Source organism: Stenotrophomonas sp. YJH_SMC_133 (assembly GCF_059370655.1).
In genome coordinates, this window is the sequence record NZ_JCAFTW010000007.1 from 145892 (window position 1) to 161319 (window position 15428).

Consider the following 15428-nt stretch of genomic DNA (forward strand, 5'->3'; position numbering starts at 1 on the left):
CCAGGGGTCAGAGCCCTTGCGCTTCGCGAAAGGGATCCGACCCCGGTGGCCCGGCTACAGCAACGCCACCACCAGCCCCAACACCGGCAGCGCGATCGCCAGTGGCACGATCCACTTCGGCTGGTACGGATACAACCCGAACGACAGCGCCAGACCGCCCAGTGTCATCGTTCCCAGCCACAGCACCGGGCCAATCGCCCAGCCGTGGTCGGCCACGCACAGTGCGAACGCTACCGCCAGCAGTACCCAGCCCAGTACCCGCCACTGCGTGCGCCGTGCCGGGGGGGCTGCAGCCTTGCCGTGCAGATCGTGCTGGTGCTTTTCCATCGCCAGCGACAACGCGGTGAACGCAGAGAACGACAGGGTCAGCGCCAGCAGCATCATGCGCTGGCCTCCGCTTCGGCCGCTTCTGCAGTGTTCACCGATGCCTTCGGCGCAGCCGCAGCGGCCGCACGCTTCTTCTTCTCGGCCGCACTCAGCGGTGGCGTCCAGCGCTGCATGCGCCAACCGCACAGCGCCAGCATCGCGCCGAACGCGATCATCGACAGATCGAAGCCAGCCAATACCCAGTCGCCGTTGCGCAGGGTGTTGCCCAGGTGCGCATGCGTGGTCAGCGCATTGACCACCGGTACCAGTGCGAACGCGGCCGCGCCCAGGTAGAGCTGCCACGCCCACATCATCCGCTTCGGCCAGATGAAGGCGGCCAGCAGCGCGCCGGCCCAGGCGTAGAAGAACACGTTGGCCTCCGCACTCGAGCGCTCGGCGATGTCCAGCGGCAGCAGGCGGTTGCCCCAGAAGTAGGCGGCGAAGGCGATCGGCAGGCCGGCCACGGTGCCGATGTTCAGCGCATCGACCAGGCGCAGGCCGAAGCCGGTGCGGCCACTCTTGGCGTGCCTGGGCCGTTCCTTCACCGCCCACAGCACCACGCCGCTGGCCACCATCAGGCAGCCGACCAGGCCGGACAGGAAGAACAGTGCACGCAGGCCCCAGTCGGCGAAGCGGGCCAGGTGCAGGCCATACAGCACGCCACGGGTCGCGGTAGCTCCGCCCGACGGTGGCGTCTCTTCCAGCAGCGCACCGCTGACCATGTCGTAGCGCACGGCCGGGGTGTCGGTGGACAGGCGCTTGCCGTCACGCTGGCGGATGTCGATCACCGCATTGGCCGCGCCCGGGTTGGATACGGTGAAGCCGGCCACTTCCACGCCGTGCCAGTGTGCACGTGCGCTGTCCAACAGCTGTGCGATCGGCAGCGGCGCGGCGCGGCCTTCGGCCGGTGCGGTCACCTCCGGCATGCCACCGAAGGCCTCGACGAAGAACTGGTCCTCGTCCTGCGGGTAGGCCACCTTCACGCCCCACGGCAGGTACATGATCATCAACGTCACAATGCCGGTGTAGGTGATCATCGCGTGGTAGGGCAGGGCCATCACCGCGCTGACGTTGTGGAAATCAAGCCAGGAACGCAGGCCCTTGTCCTTGCGGAAGGTGAAGAAGTCCTTGAAGATTTTCTTGTGGGTGATGACGCCGGTGATGATCGCCACCAGCATGAACATCGCGCAGAAGCCGACCAGATAGCGTGCCCACAGCACCGGGATGTAGTGCAGGTCGAAGTGCAGGCGGTAGAAGAAGTCGCCGCCGCGGGTCTCGCGCGCCTTCAATGCCTGGCCGGTGTTGGGGTCCAGCGTGGCGTCGCCGAAGCCACCGCGGCGGCCACGGCTGGGATCGGCCAGTTCCGGCGGCAACCGCCAGAACATCTGCATGGCCGGGTTGCGCGGCTGCGGCAGTGTGACGAACCAGTTTTCGGCCTGCGCGGCGTTGGCCTGCAGGTAGTCCACCGCGCGCTGTGCGGCGACGTCGATGCTGACGTTGCTGGACGGCAGTTCCGGACGCATCCAGCGGCTGATTTCCTCGCGGTAGTAGCTGGCCGTGCCAGCCATGAAGATCAGCAGCAGCAACCAGCCAACCAGCAGCCCGGTCCAGGTGTGCAGCCAGGCCATCGACTGGCGGAATCCGTTCTTCATGCCCAGGCCCCCATCAGGCGTGCAATGGCGGCCATCAGCAGCGCGGGCGCGAGGATGCCGACCCAGGCGCGCAGCGCGCTGCGGGTGGCGAATGCCCACAGTGCCGCACAGGCGGCGACCAGGATGGCCAGCAGCATGCCGGTCAGCACGGTCTGGCCACGTGCGCCGGGCAGGGCCACGGCGCAGAACACGCTGGTCATCGAGGCCAGTGCGTAACCGCCGAAGATCGCGGCCAACGAGCGTGACAGCACGCCCCAGCGCGGGTTGGAAAAGAAGGTGCGGGGGCTGGCGGTTGCGGGCGAGCGGTCCACGGCATTCCTGCAGGTAGGAGAGGGGATGGAACGCGTCCGCGGCCCCCTTGCGCCCTGCGCATGTCGCCCAGCGTGTCCCATCGACAAAGCACGGCCCGCGCAGACGGGCAGTTCAGAGGTCGGGGATGTACACGGGCGATGGGTGCGTCTCCGCACCCGATTGGCTAAGCGTACAACCGATCAGTAAATGATAGGCATTCGCATTTTATGAATCAAGCGTGATGACCCGAGGGGCGCGTTGAGGCCTAGAACCTGAACACCACTGTCGCCGCATGCAGCAGCAGGCCGATCAGGCCACCCACCAGGGTGCCGTTGAAGCGGATGAACTGCAGGTCGCGGCCCACGCTCAGTTCCAGCTGTTCCACCAGATGGCGCTCGTCCCAGCCCTTCACGGTCTGCGCGATATGCGTGGTCACGCCTTCGCGCAGGCGGCCGGTCAGGCGTTGCGCGCCTTCCAGCAGGTGCTGGTTGAGGGCCTCGCGCAGCGCCGGGTCGGCCTGCAGGCTGGCACCGAGCGAACCCAGGCTGCGCTGCAGGTGGCCGACCAGCGCCGAGTCCTCGCGCTGCAGGTCCGCGCGCAGGCTGGCGTGGATGCGCGCCCACAACCCCTGCACGTAGTCCTGCAGGGCCGGATGGTCGATCATTTCCTGCTTGAGCTGTTCGATGCGCTCGGCCAGGGCCGGGTCCTCGCGCAGGCGCTGCACGTAATTCTGCAGCCAGCTCTCGTAGTCCTGGCGCAGCGGATGCTGCGGCTCGGCCAGTACCTGCTGCAGCTCTTCCAGTACCGCGCGGGCCAGGCGCTCGGCCAGGCTGTCGCCGATCTCGTCAATCGGCTTGACCCAGTTCACCGTGCTCGACAGCGTCGGCCATTCGCGCTGGATGTAACGCACGATCAGCTGCGAGGCGCGTTCTTTCACCTCGGGCTGCTCGAGCCAGCGGCCCAGCCGCTGCAGGCCTTCGTCCAGCACGCGCTGGTGGCGACCATCGGCGGTCAGCAGGGCCAGCAGTTCACCGGCAGTGGCAGCGGCATTCCACTGCCGCAACTGCTGCACAACGAAGCCGTGCAGCTGCCGGCGCACGGCGGTTTCGTCGAAGAAATCCAGTGCCTGCAGCGCCCAGCCGCGGGCCATGTCGGCCAGCATGCGCGAGCGTGCCGGGTCGGCCAGCCAGCTGCCGAGGCGGCTGGCCGGATCGAACACCTGCAGCTTGGCCAGCAGCACGCCCGGCTCCAGGAACTGGTCGCGCACGAACAGCGCAAGGCTGTCGCCGATGCGTTCCTTGCTGCGCGGGATGATCGCGGTGTGCGGGATCGGCAGGCCCATCGGCCGGCGGAACAGCGCGACCACGGCGAACCAATCGGCCAGTGCGCCCACGGCTGCGGCCTCGCAGAACGCCGAAACCCAGGCCCAGATGCCGCGCTCGCCCTGCCAGTGGCTGACCGCGAAACCGGCCAGCATCAACAGCAGCAGGCCCAGCGCGAGGGCTTTCAGGCGCCGCAGCTGAGCGCGGCGCGGGTCGTTGGCAGACGTCATGCCGGAAGTCTAACCGGCACGGCATGAGCATCTGGTAGTGCCGGCCGCTGGCCGGCAACCTCAACGCACCCGATACGTTCATGGCGTTGCCGGCCAGCGGCCGGCACTACCCCTTGGTTCAGAGCGCTTCCAGTTGCTTGCGCAGCGCGGCCAGTTGCGCGCGCAGGGTGTCGTTCTCGCGGGTCAGCGCGACCACCCGACGGCGCAGCGCTGGTGCGTCCTCGCCCAGCTGCTCCAGCGCCGACAGCACCTCGGCATCGCGGCTGGCGATCTCGTCCTCATCTGCCTCCTCGAAATCCATCTCGGCTGCTTCCGGCTTCGGCGCACGCGGCTTGCGCTTGGACTCGCGCACGCGCTTGGCGGCCTGCTTCAGCTCGTCCTTGCCACCGGCGGCGGCGGCGCGCTGCTCTTCTTCCGGCAGGTCAGCCACGGCGGCGGCGGCGCTGATCGAGATCACGCCGGCCTTGACCGCTTCCACCACCTCGGCCGCGGCCTGGGCGTGGATGCGCTCGATCATGCCAACCTGGCTGGTGCTCAGCTTGGCTTCGCGGGCCAGCTCGGCGCGGCTGATCTTCGGCGCCGGCTCCCACGGTGGGCTGTCTTCACCGGCCTCATCGGTGGCGTCGGCAGTGCCATCGCTCTCGCGCTGCAGCTGCGCCTGCTCGATCTGCTTGCGGGCGGCCAGGATGTCGCGCTTGCGCAGCGCCAGCACGCCGCGCTGGAAGTCGGACACGCTGCGACGGCCCAGGTGCTGCTCGATCATCCACAGGTGCACGTCTTCCATGCTCTGGAAGCGGGTGTTCTGTACGGTGTTGAAGGGCAGGCCATGCTTCTGGCAGATGCCGAAGCGGTTGTGGCCGTCGACCAGTACGTTGCCCCACAGGACCAGCGCGTCACGACAGCCCTCGGCCAGGATGCTGCGCTCCAGCGCGTCATGTTCGTCCGCAGTCAGCGGGTCGATATAGGCCTTGAGTTCTTCTTTGACGACGATATCCATGGGCACGGCAGCGAGCAGGAGCGGAACCGCCCATTGTACCCGCTCGCCGCCGCCGGCCAGGGCTCAGGCAGTGGCCCGGATCATCTCGCCCAGCGTGCCGGTGATCTGGTCGATCTGCGCCTTGTCCACGATCAGCGGGGGCGACAGCGCGATGATGTCACCGGTACAGCGCACCAGCAGCCCGCCGTCGTGGAAGCAGCGCCGATAGACCTCGTAGCCCCGGCTGCCCGGCGCATCGCGGCGAGGCGCCAGCTCGACCGCGCCGACCAGGCCGAAGTTGCGGATGTCGATCACGTTGGGGAGGCCCTGCAGCGCATGCAGCCGTTCCTGCCAGTACTCGCCCAGCTCGATGGCGCGCTCGAAAAGGCGCTCCTCGGCGTAGACCTCCAGCGTGGCCAGTGCGGCCGCGCAGGCCAGCGGATGCCCCGAACAGGTATAGCCATGGAACAGCTCGATGGCCTGTGGCGGTGCCTGCATCAGGGTTGCATGCACCGCGTCGCTGGCCAGCACGCCGCCCAGCGGCACTGCGCCGTTGCTGACCGCCTTGGCGAAGGTCAGCAGGTCGGGGGTGACCCCGAAGCGCTGTGCGGCGAATGGCATGCCGACCCTGCCGAAACCGGTGATGACCTCATCGAACACCAGCAGGATGCCGTGGTGGTCGCACAGCTCGCGCAGGCGCTGCAGGTAGCCCGGCGCCGGCAGAATCACCCCGGCGGAACCGGCAATGGGTTCGACGAAGACCGCCGCGATGGTTGAGGCATCATGCAGTGCGATCAGTCGTTCCAGGTCATCGGCCAGCTCGGCGCCCTGGCGCGGCAGGCCTTTGCTGAACGCATTGCGCTGCAGGTCCAGGGTGTGGCGCAGGTAGTCCACGCCGCCCAGCTGCAGGCCGAACGCCCTGCGGTTGTTGGGCAAGCCGCCCAGCGCCATGCCGCCGAAGCCCACGCCGTGGTAGGCCTTCTCGCGGCTGATGAAACGCGTGCGCTGGCCCTCGCCACGCTGGCGGTGGTAGGCCAGCACGATCTTCATCGCGGTATCCACCGCCTCCGAGCCGGAGCTGGTGAAGAACACATGGTTCAGTGGCGTCGGCGCCAATGCGGCCAGTCGCTGCGCCAGCGCGAAGGCCGGCGGTGAGCCCATCTGGAAGGCCGGCGAGTAGTCGAGCGTGCGTGCCTGCTCGACGATGGCCTCGACGATGCGTGGGCGGGCATGGCCCGCGTTGCAGCACCAGAGGCCGGCGGTGCCATCGAGGATCTGGCGGCCGTCGACATCCTCGTAGTGCATGCCCTCGGCACGCACCAGCACACGCGGCGCGGCCTTGAACTGGCGGTTGGCGGTGAACGGCATCCAGTACGCCTCCAATGACTCCGGGCGTTGGGTAGCCAGATCGTGCAGGTCGCTCGCGGAACGCTTCATGCCAGCTCCATCGGGTCCGATGGGGGAAATGTAGCGCAGCCACGTCACGGCGGAGTCGCGGCCGCGCCGGTATAACCGGGGAAACTGTTCCGAGGAGCCCGACATGGCCGACTTTCCCGACCGCAGCCACTGGCAGGTGCTGGCCCAGCAGCTTTCGATGCCCGCACAGGCCTTCATTGATGGTCGTTACACCGACGCTGCCAGCGGCGCGCGCTTCGACTGCATCAGCCCGATTGATGGGCGCGTGCTGGGGGTGGTCGCCGACTGCGATGCAGAGGACGTAGAGCGCGCAGTGCGGTCGGCGCGGCGTGCCTTCGATGCGGGCCACTGGTCAGAGGCCAGCCCGGCCCATCGCAAGCGGGTGTTACTGGCCTTGGCGGCATTGGTGGAAAAGCACGCTGATGAGTTGGCCCTGCTGGAAACCCTGGACATGGGCAAGCCGGTGCGCGACGCACGCCGTATCGACCTGCCCGGCGTGGTGCGCTGCCTGCGCTGGACCGCCGAAGCGGTGGACAAGCTGTACGGCGAAGTCGCGCCGACTGGCCCACACGAGCTGGGCCTGGTCACGCGCGAGCCAGCCGGCGTGGTCGCAGCGATCGTGCCATGGAACTTTCCGTTGCTGATGGCCTGCTGGAAGATCGCGCCTGCGCTGGCCATGGGCAATTCGGTGGTGCTCAAGCCTTCCGAGCGGTCGCCCTTGAGTGCGTTGCGATTGGCCGCGCTGGCCGCTGAGGCGGGCCTGCCGGACGGCGTGCTGAACGTACTGCCAGGCCACGGTACGCGCGTCGGTGAACCGTTGGCGCTGCACATGGATGTGGACGTGCTGGCCTTCACCGGTTCCACCGCCACCGGCGCGAAGCTGCTGGAGCATGCGGGACGGTCCAACCTCAAGCGGGTCTGGCTGGAATGCGGTGGCAAAAGCCCGCACCTGGTGTTCGCCGACGCACCGGACCTGGACGCAGCGGCCAAGGCCGTGGCGCAGGGCATCTTCTTCAACCAGGGCGAAGTCTGCACCGCCGGCTCGCGGCTGCTGGTGCAGCGCTCGATCCGTGAGGACTTCGTGCACCAGGTGATTGCCTACGGCCAGCATATGCAGCCGCAGCATCCACTGGAGGCCGATGCACCGATGGGCGCTCTGGTCGATGCCGCGCACGTGGACAAGGTGCTGGCCGATATCGCACGGGCCGAAGGCGAGGGCGCCCGCCTGCTGCTCGGCGGCCATCGGGCCGAGGTGGAGGCCGGCGGCTGCTATGTGCAGCCCACGGTGTTCGACCAGGTGCGTCCGGACCACGCGTTGGCACGCGAGGAGGTGTTCGGCCCGGTGCTGGCGGTACTTGGTTTCGAGGATGAAGCGGAGGCAGTGCGCGTGGCCAATGACAGCCGCTATGGGTTGGCGGCGGGCCTGTGGACACGCGACCTCGGCCGCGCCCATCGTGTCGCACGCCAGCTGCGCGCCGGCAGCGTGTGGGTGAACGGCTGGGATGGTGGCGACATGACCGCACCGTTCGGTGGCTACAAGCAGTCCGGCAATGGGCGCGACAAGTCACTGCATGCGTTCGACAAGTACAGCGAGATCAAGGCCACCTGGATCCAGTTGTAACGACGTGGCTGCTTGACCGCTGTTCGCTCTTTGTAGCGTCGAGCCCTGCTCGACTGCTTCTCGCGAAGAGCAGTCGAGCCTTGCTCGACTCTACAGAAGGCAGAAAGCCGTCGAGCTACCGGCAGCGGGCACTCACCTGCAGCACTGCCGCGCGCAGCATGTCGCGGTCGGCTTCTTCGACCGCGTTCTGGAAATAGTCCATGTCCTGTTTACCCAGTTCGCACGGGTCGACGATGTATCCCGGCGGCCAAAGCCCCAGCAGTTGCGCCACGCCATGCACGATCTGCTCGGGGCTCATCTGCCGACGGATCCGGAAGTAATTGCGGCGAGGCCCGAACGCAGGATGGACCTCGCGCCGACCGATCAGGCGCGGCGCCACGCCAGCTGCGCTGATGCCGTCACCGCCGTCGATGCTGCCCGCAGGCAGGCTCAGGATCAGTGGCGCCACTGCAGCCACGTTCCCCGCGGCAGGCAGGGCGCTCTCTGCCTGTGCAACCGGGGCAGGGCGGGGCATCATCGATGCGGCCGGACGCGTCATCTTTGCGGAGGGCAAGGCGGGCTGTTGAGGTACCGGCGCCGGCGGTTCCGGTGGCAGCCAATGCAGCGAGATCCGCGGGCCCTCACCGCTACGCAGTTCGATCCGGCCGCTGTCCTGCAGCCACAGAGCGAGCCCGCCATGCACCAGCAGTACCACCAGCCATGCCGCCATGCGCGGCAGCTTCGGCGAATCGGAGCATGACAACGCAACTGCAGCCATGGGCAAGGCATCCATGCAGGGACCGGTGGCGCAGCCTAGCCGGCGGCCGGAAAAATTCCGTTGGCATCGGTGTCGGCTGAAACCATCGTCCCGTGCGGCCATCGGCCCGTGGCAGAATCGGGCGATCCGCCGTTACCCGTGTTGCCGATGTCGACGATCACTGCTGCCGCGCCGCCCGTGAACTCCCCCCGTCGTGTCCTGCTGGCCAGCCTGATCGGCACCACCATCGAATTCTTCGATTTCTATATCTACGCCACGGCCGCCGTGCTGGTGTTCCCGCACCTGTTCTTTCCGGACAGTAGTGAGCAGGCGGCCCTGCTGCAGTCACTGGCGACCTTCGCGGTGGCGTTCATCGCGCGTCCGGTCGGCTCGGCGGTGTTCGGCCATTTCGGCGACCGCATCGGCCGCAAGGCCACCCTGGTCGCCGCGCTGCTGACCATGGGCCTGTCCACGGTGCTGATCGGCCTGCTGCCGACCCATGCGCAGATCGGGCTGTGGGCGCCGGCGCTGCTGGCGCTGTGCCGTTTCGGCCAGGGCCTGGGGTTGGGCGGCGAGTGGGGTGGGGCGGTGCTGCTGGCCACCGAGAATGCGCCGCCGGGCAAGCGCGCCTGGTACGGCATGTTCCCGCAGCTGGGCGCACCGCTCGGCTTCCTGCTGTCGGCCGGCATCTTCCTCGTGCTCGGCCGCTGCCTGAGCCAGAACGACTTCCTGCAGTGGGGCTGGCGCATTCCGTTCGTGGCCAGCGCGCTGCTGGTCGGCCTCGGCCTGTGGGTGCGCCTGAACATCCACGAGACGCCGGACTTCAAGAAGGCGCTGGAGCGCAAGGCGCCGGTGCGGTTGCCGATGTGGACGGTACTGCGTGACCACCCGGTACCGATGCTGCTCGGCACGCTGGGTGCGTTCGCCACCTTCGTGCTGTTCTACCTGATGACGGTGTTCAGTCTCGGCCATGGCACCGCGGTGCTGGGCTACAGCCGCGAGCAGTTCCTGCTGATGCAGATGGCCGGCATGCTGTTCTTCGCGCTGGGCATCCCGCTGTCGGCGCGCTATGGCGACCGTTGGGGCACGCGGCGCACGATGATTGTTGCCAGCGTACTGATCGTCGGCTTCGGCGTACTGTTCGCACCGTTGTTCCAGCCGCACAGCCCGTGGCTGGTCACCGCCTTCCTGTGCCTGGGCCTGTTCCTGATGGGGCTGACCTACGGCCCCTGCGGTACCTTCCTGGCCGAGATCTACCCGGTGGAGGTGCGCTACACCGGTGCTTCGCTGTCATTCAACCTGGCCGGCATTCTCGGTGCGGCACCGGCGCCGTACCTGGCCACCTGGCTGGCCGAACGCTTCGGCCTGGTCGCGGTCGGCTACTACCTGTGCCTGACTGCGGTGGCGACCCTGTGCGCGCTGGTGGCACTGCACCGGCGCGCGCTGCGGCTCAACCAAAGAAGCGCTTGAGCGTGCGACCCAGCCAGCCGCCGCCCTGGTGTTCGCGGGCGAACTGGTTCAGGTGCGCCTTGACCTGTTCGGCGTAGGCCTGGTCGTCGCCGCGGATGTGGTTGAACAGCCAGCGCGAGAGCATGGTGCGCAGCTCGTCACTGATGTCCTCGCCGGCCTGGAAGCGCATGCGGTACTCCGAGACACGCTTGATGAAGACCTCATGCACGCGTTTGTGCGCGGCACAGAACGGGTAGCCCGCTTCCTCCATCAGCTCTTCCTCGAACGCGAAGTGCGACATGGTGTAGTCCACCACCTCGTCGATCACTTCACCCACTGCGGCACGCTGCATGCTGGCCTGGGCCACGTGCAGGTGGTTGAGCATTTCGATGATGCGGCGGTGTTGTTGGTCGATCACATCGATGCCGATGTTCAGATCGTCCTGCCAGACCAGTAGTGCCATCCCCGGCTCCCCTTCATGCGTATGTCGGGGCCGACTGTAGAGCCGCCCGGCGCGGGCGGCGTTGATCTGGATCAAAGCGTACCGGTCAGGGCAGCGCCGGCTCGCGTGGGCGCAGCGGGCTGGCGACCGTGGTGCAGCTGACCCGGTTGCGGCCACCGGCCTTTGCCAGGTACAGCTGGCGGTCGGCTTCGGAGATCAGCCGGTGCAGTGCATCGCGCTGCGGGCGCAGGCAGCACAGCCCGATGCTGACCGTCATGCGCAGCGTGGCGGTGCCGATGTCCACCTCCAGCGCGGCGATGCGCTGGCGCAGCTCCTCGAAGTACAGCAGCGCCTCGTCCTGTTCCATGTCCGGCACCAGCAGGCAGAATTCCTCGCCGCCGAAGCGCGCGATCAGGTCGTGGCTGCGTGCATGCGTGGCCACCGCGCCGGCCACCGCGCGCAGCGCATCGTCGCCGGCTTCGTGGCCATGGGTGTCATTGATGTGCTTGAAGTGGTCGATGTCGATCATCGCCACCGCCACGCACTGGCCGTGCAGCTGCAGCTGCGGCAGCTGGCGCTGGCTCTGCTCCAGGAAGCAGCGGCGGTTGGGCAGGCCGGTGAGGAAATCGCGGGTGGCCAGGTCCTGCAGGGTGCCGATCAGCTCCAGCTGGTCCACATTCTGCGAGACCCGGCAGAAGAATTCCTCGCGCGAGAACGGCTTGCGCAGGAAATCGTTGGCGCCGTTCTTCAGGAAGCGCGGAATCAACGATGCATCGGTATTGCCGGAGATGCCGATCACCGCCACCTTGTCGCGCGAGCGCAGGGTGCGCAGGCGGCGGGTGAACTCCACGCCCTGCATGCCCGGCATTTCCTGGTCGACCACGGCCAGGCGGATCGCCGGATGCGCCTCGATCGCGGCCAGGCCTTCGTTGCCATCGGCCGCTTCGTGCACCTCATGGCCGTACATGCGCAGCAAGGCTGCGGCATAACCGCGCGCGGACGGTGAGTCGTCCACCACCAGCGCGGCGATGCGCCGGTTGCGCTCCAGCCGCTGCACCAGCCACACCAGGTAATCGATGCTGCCGGGAGTGTTCTTCAGCACGTAGTCGATGATCTGCTGCTGCAGCACGCGCTTGCGCAGGTCCTCGTCGTACACGCCGCTGACCACCACGGTGGGCAGGTCGCGCTTGAGGAAGAACTCGACCACCGCGTCGCGGTCGCCATCGGCCAGGACCAGCCCGGTCAGTACCAGGAACCAGCCGCCACCTTCGCTCAGCAGGCGGTCGGCCTCGGCCAGGGTGGAGGCGATCACCACCGGCAGTTCCAGGCGCTGCTCGATGGCCTCGCGCAGCATGCCGGTGAAGGCGCGGGAGTTTTCGACCAGCAGGATCCGCTGCGGCAGCGGATCGGCCAGGTCGCCATCGACGGCGGCCTGCGGCAGGACGGGCATGATGCGGTGGCTCACGAGGGAGGGGCTCGGCACGGATAACGGCGGTTTCGGGTGTAACTTTAGCGGCGAACGTTGCGCGCCGGGCCAGATTCCGCGTCAGGCCGCCGCTGGCGACGCGTGGGTGATCGGTTCATGCAGGACCAGCCGCAGCCGATTGCCGCGGCAGTGGACCGTTCCGCCGTAGGCAAGCATCCGTCCGGCCAGGCGCTCGACGGCCTGTTGGGTGGTACGCGTGGAAAGCGGGCAACCACGGTCGAGCAGGCTCACCACGGCAACAATGCCGCGATGCTTGCCTGCACGACCGCTTCGGGCGCGCACGCAGACCTGCCCGGTTTCCAGTTCCAGCAGAAGTGAAACCGCCTCGATCAGCGAGCGATAGATGGCCAGTTGCAGATCCACGGTCAGCAGGCAGGGATTGCCCGCCAGCCTGGGTGGAATGACGCGATGCGTGTTGTTCCAGATTTCGCATGCACCGCCGGCGTGCAGCGCGATGTAGAGCCCGACCTGCTCCAGTCCGGTGGGATAGACCAGGCTGGCCTGTTCGCGAAACAGCCGTGAATGTACCGACGACGCGTGCTGCAGGCTGTTTGCGACCGCATGGTGGCCTTGGGACTTCAGCCAGCTGACCATCTCGCTGAGCGAATTGTCCATGCCCTCGCCCAGGTGCTTCAGGTGGACGGCCCGTTCACGCAGCTCACGCTCGCTGGTCTGAAGTGAGCCGCGTGCCAGGCGCAGCGTGGTTGCCTCGGCCAGGCCGCGGGACCGGGCGCGCTGATGGTGATAGCTGATGCTGGAACCGAGTGCCAGCAGTGCGACACTCATCACCGCCATGTTCTGTTGGGTGGCGAACGTGCCCAGGTCGAACGAGGAAGGCAGGCCAGTGCTGGGCGTTGCGCCGTGCAGGGGGAGGTTCAACAACGGAATCGCGATGGCTGCGCCGCGCCACCCGTGCATGAAGGTCAGGGCGATGGCGGGAAGGGCGGCCAGCAGCACCATGTGTGTCCGCGTCGTGTGGGCGTCGGCGCGTGTCAATTGCATGCACAGGCCCAGCACCAGCATCACCAGGATCGCCGAGGCGGTAGGGGCGACGAAACGGTCTGTCCAACCGGGGTCGGCCTGCCGCCGCGACCAGAGGAATGCCAACGGTACCAGGGTGATGATGGCGGCGAAGTGGCCAAAGATCGTCCGGTCGACCGCGTCCAGCAGGTTGCTGGGCGGTGGGTTCGACCATAGGACATATGAAATGCCCAGGTTGAGACCCGGCACGAACAACGCTGTGCAGAACGACAGCGACAGCAGCCACAGACCGGTGGCTGCTTCGGACGGTATTCTCATCCGATGCAGGTAGACCACCAGCATCGCCATCGGCATCAGCAGCGTCGAAGCCAGGATGACCCAATCCAGGCCGTAGGTGTCGATCATGGGGATGCGCAGCGTTGCAAAGTACGCGTACTCGCCCAGCAGCAGGTAGGGCCACAGGCGGGTCGGGACGATCAGCAGTGCCGCTGCGCGGATGCCCGCCGGCAGGAAGAACTGATCCAGCGAAAACTGACGCGAGCCGAGGCAGCTCAGCGCATAGACGGCCGCGAGTGCGATGCCGGCTGGCCGGATACGGAAGCTCAGTTCAACTGCCTTCTTGAATCGGTCCAAACCCGAGCCTCCCTTGCTCGTGACATGGCAGCGGCCGTGCGGGTTGCTTGAACGCGCCATGACGCGCCATTGGATGACAGTATGGATGGAAGCAGGGGGGCGCAATTGCACGCCGGCGCCAGATCCTGACGGGGTGGATTCGGCGCCGACCAAAGATCACTTTCGCGCAATGATCTGCAGCTCCTTTCACCGGGATAGTCAGATCGCGGCCCGGGGGGCGCCAGTGTCCATGGAGCGTGTGCTTTCCCTCAAGGCTTCAGTAGTGCCTGCCTGGCGGGGAGCGTCCCGTGCTTCGGTCAACACCATCCTGAGCCTGTTGCCACTCAGGTCCATGTGGCCAGCGTGTGCGAGCACTCGGCCCAGCAGCTGCTCGTTTGCCAGCGCCTTTGCACGGCCTCCCAGTGATGCGTGGCGGTCCAGAAGAGCCACGCAGATGAAGGCACCACGCTTCCGGATGGAGCTTCCGCAGCGGATACTGACCGAGATCTGTCCACACTCGCACTTCAATAGAAGCGAGACCGCATCGACCACGAGTCGATAGGCAGCAAGCTGCAGGCCGACCCCGAGTGCGCAGGGGTCACCCTTCAACCTCGGCTGGCCGATGCGATGCGTAGCATTCCATGCCTCGCGCACCCCGCCAGCCTGCAACGCCACGTACAGGCCCAGCTGTTCCAGGGCGGCGGGATAGATCATGCTGGCCTGGGCCCGGAACAGGCGCGAATGCACCTCCGAGGTATGCCGCAGGCTGTCGGCCACGGCGTGATGACCCTGCGCATGCAGCCAGTTCACCATTTCGTTCAGCGACAGGTCCATGCCATCGCCCAGCTGGCGCAGGTGTGCCGCGCGTTCGCGCAGGTCCATCTCGCTGGCCAGGTGTGAATTCCGCGCAAGCTGCAGGGCCGCTCTGCCATCTTCCTCGCGCAGCCGGTGCTGGTTCTGGAAGTGGGTGATGCGCGCACCCAGCAACAGCAGGGCGATGCTGGCGATGGCCATGGCCTGCTGGGTAGCGAAGGTAGCCGGGTCGAATGCCGTCGGATGGTCGGCGGGGGTGCTGAGGCCAAGAATCATGTTAACGGCGGCGACACCGATGGCCGCACCGCGCCATCCCAGCAGGCAGGTCAGGGCGATCGCGGGAATAGGCAGGATCAACAGCAGCTGCAGCGAGCCGGGGGCCGTGATCGAGGCCGGTACCGGCGTCGCCTGCAGGCCAATGACCAGCATGGCGCCGAGTGCTGCGACCGTGGCCGCGACAGACCCGGTTGTCCATTTTTCCTCGGCGCGGCGGATCCACAGCAATGCCAGGGGTGCCAGGATCAGGATGCCGGTGAAGTCGCCCAGCGCATAGCGCAATACGTTGGTGATGAATGACGCGTTCTGCAACGGCTCCCAGAGCAGGTACGAGATTCCCAGGTTGAGCAGACTGATGACCGTCGCGGCGCATACCGCAATGGAGATCACGCCGACGATCGTGGTGCGTGCCAGCAGTTTCCGGTGCAGGCGCACGATCAGCATCACGGCAGGCATCAGGAACACCGAGGCCAGGATTACCCAGGTCAGGTTGTATTTGCTGATCAGGGGGATGCGCAGATGCGCGAAGTAGGCGTATTCACCCATCAGCAGGTAGGGCCAAAGACGGGGCGGGCACAGCAACAGCGCGGCCACCCGCACGCCGGCAGGCAGGCAGGAAGAACTGGTCCAGTGACAGCTTGCGCGCACCCCAGCAGGCGAGGGCATAGAGCAGCGCCAGCGCCAGCCCTTCGGGGCTGACCCGTATCCTCACCAGCAGGCCGTCCTTCCACCACTGCATCCACGTGCTCCCCAGCTCCT

12 protein-coding genes and 1 pseudogene are annotated in these 15428 nt (G+C 67.1%); 2 read left to right on the top strand and 11 right to left on the bottom strand.

Annotated elements, in window-relative coordinates:
* Positions 1-54: 54 nt before the first annotated feature.
* From AC5P78_RS11795 to aptA, 6 genes are all read right to left on the bottom strand, one after another.
* The gene (locus tag AC5P78_RS11795) at positions 55-384 is read right to left on the bottom strand and encodes a DUF3325 domain-containing protein (protein ID WP_005408803.1); all 330 of its coding nucleotides are present in this window, start codon (positions 382-384) and stop codon (positions 55-57) included.
* A complete protein-coding gene (locus tag AC5P78_RS11800; RefSeq protein ID WP_099523907.1) occupies positions 381-2018 on the bottom strand; it encodes a PepSY-associated TM helix domain-containing protein in 1638 nt (545 codons plus the stop codon). Before AC5P78_RS11800 ends, AC5P78_RS11795 begins: the two co-directional genes overlap by 4 nt.
* Positions 2015-2329, bottom strand: coding sequence for a DUF3649 domain-containing protein (locus AC5P78_RS11805; protein WP_005412781.1), 315 nt, complete (start codon positions 2327-2329; stop codon positions 2015-2017). Before AC5P78_RS11805 ends, AC5P78_RS11800 begins: the two co-directional genes overlap by 4 nt.
* 245 nt (positions 2330-2574) lie before the next feature.
* On the bottom strand, positions 2575-3861 hold the full coding sequence (locus AC5P78_RS11810) for a DUF445 domain-containing protein (RefSeq protein ID WP_024958724.1): 1287 nt from the start codon (positions 3859-3861) through the stop codon (positions 2575-2577).
* Between the two features lie 118 nt (positions 3862-3979).
* Positions 3980-4858 carry a hypothetical protein gene (locus AC5P78_RS11815; protein ID WP_062607534.1) on the bottom strand — a complete coding sequence of 293 codons (879 nt, stop codon included), beginning with the start codon at positions 4856-4858 and terminating at the stop codon, positions 3980-3982.
* A 63-nt stretch (positions 4859-4921) separates the two neighbouring features.
* Positions 4922-6274: an omega-aminotransferase AptA gene (aptA, locus tag AC5P78_RS11820; RefSeq protein ID WP_049460099.1), complete on the bottom strand. Its 1353-nt coding sequence runs from the start codon at positions 6272-6274 to the stop codon at positions 4922-4924.
* A gap of 103 nt (positions 6275-6377) precedes the next feature.
* On the opposite strand from aptA, the gene AC5P78_RS11825 reads away from it, so the two are divergent.
* Positions 6378-7874: an aldehyde dehydrogenase gene (locus AC5P78_RS11825; RefSeq protein WP_088430119.1), complete on the top strand. Its 1497-nt coding sequence runs from the start codon at positions 6378-6380 to the stop codon at positions 7872-7874.
* A 115-nt stretch (positions 7875-7989) separates the two neighbouring features.
* Here AC5P78_RS11825 and AC5P78_RS11830 read toward each other — a convergent pair whose 3' ends face one another.
* A complete protein-coding gene (locus AC5P78_RS11830; RefSeq protein WP_049460101.1) occupies positions 7990-8631 on the bottom strand; it encodes a hypothetical protein in 642 nt (213 codons plus the stop codon).
* A gap of 156 nt (positions 8632-8787) precedes the next feature.
* Here AC5P78_RS11830 and AC5P78_RS11835 point away from each other — a divergent pair, with 156 nt between their 5' ends.
* A complete protein-coding gene (locus AC5P78_RS11835) occupies positions 8788-10080 on the top strand; it encodes an MFS transporter (protein WP_174842179.1) in 1293 nt (430 codons plus the stop codon).
* Here the strand turns inward: AC5P78_RS11835 and AC5P78_RS11840 are convergent.
* The 4 genes and pseudogenes from AC5P78_RS11840 to AC5P78_RS11855 form a co-directional block, all read right to left on the bottom strand.
* Positions 10061-10522, bottom strand: a complete 462-nt coding sequence (locus AC5P78_RS11840; protein ID WP_004151683.1) for a bacteriohemerythrin — start codon at positions 10520-10522, stop codon at positions 10061-10063. The two genes, AC5P78_RS11835 and AC5P78_RS11840, sit on opposite strands and share 20 nt — an antisense overlap.
* A gap of 85 nt (positions 10523-10607) precedes the next feature.
* The gene (locus AC5P78_RS11845; protein ID WP_005408813.1) at positions 10608-11951 is read right to left on the bottom strand and encodes a diguanylate cyclase; all 1344 of its coding nucleotides are present in this window, start codon (positions 11949-11951) and stop codon (positions 10608-10610) included.
* Between the two features lie 96 nt (positions 11952-12047).
* Positions 12048-13601 carry an MASE1 domain-containing protein gene (locus AC5P78_RS11850; protein ID WP_099523920.1) on the bottom strand — a complete coding sequence of 518 codons (1554 nt, stop codon included), beginning with the start codon at positions 13599-13601 and terminating at the stop codon, positions 12048-12050.
* Positions 13602-13799: 198 nt separating this feature from the next.
* Positions 13800-15408, bottom strand: a pseudogene (locus tag AC5P78_RS11855) (MASE1 domain-containing protein).
* Positions 15409-15428 lie beyond the last annotated feature (20 nt).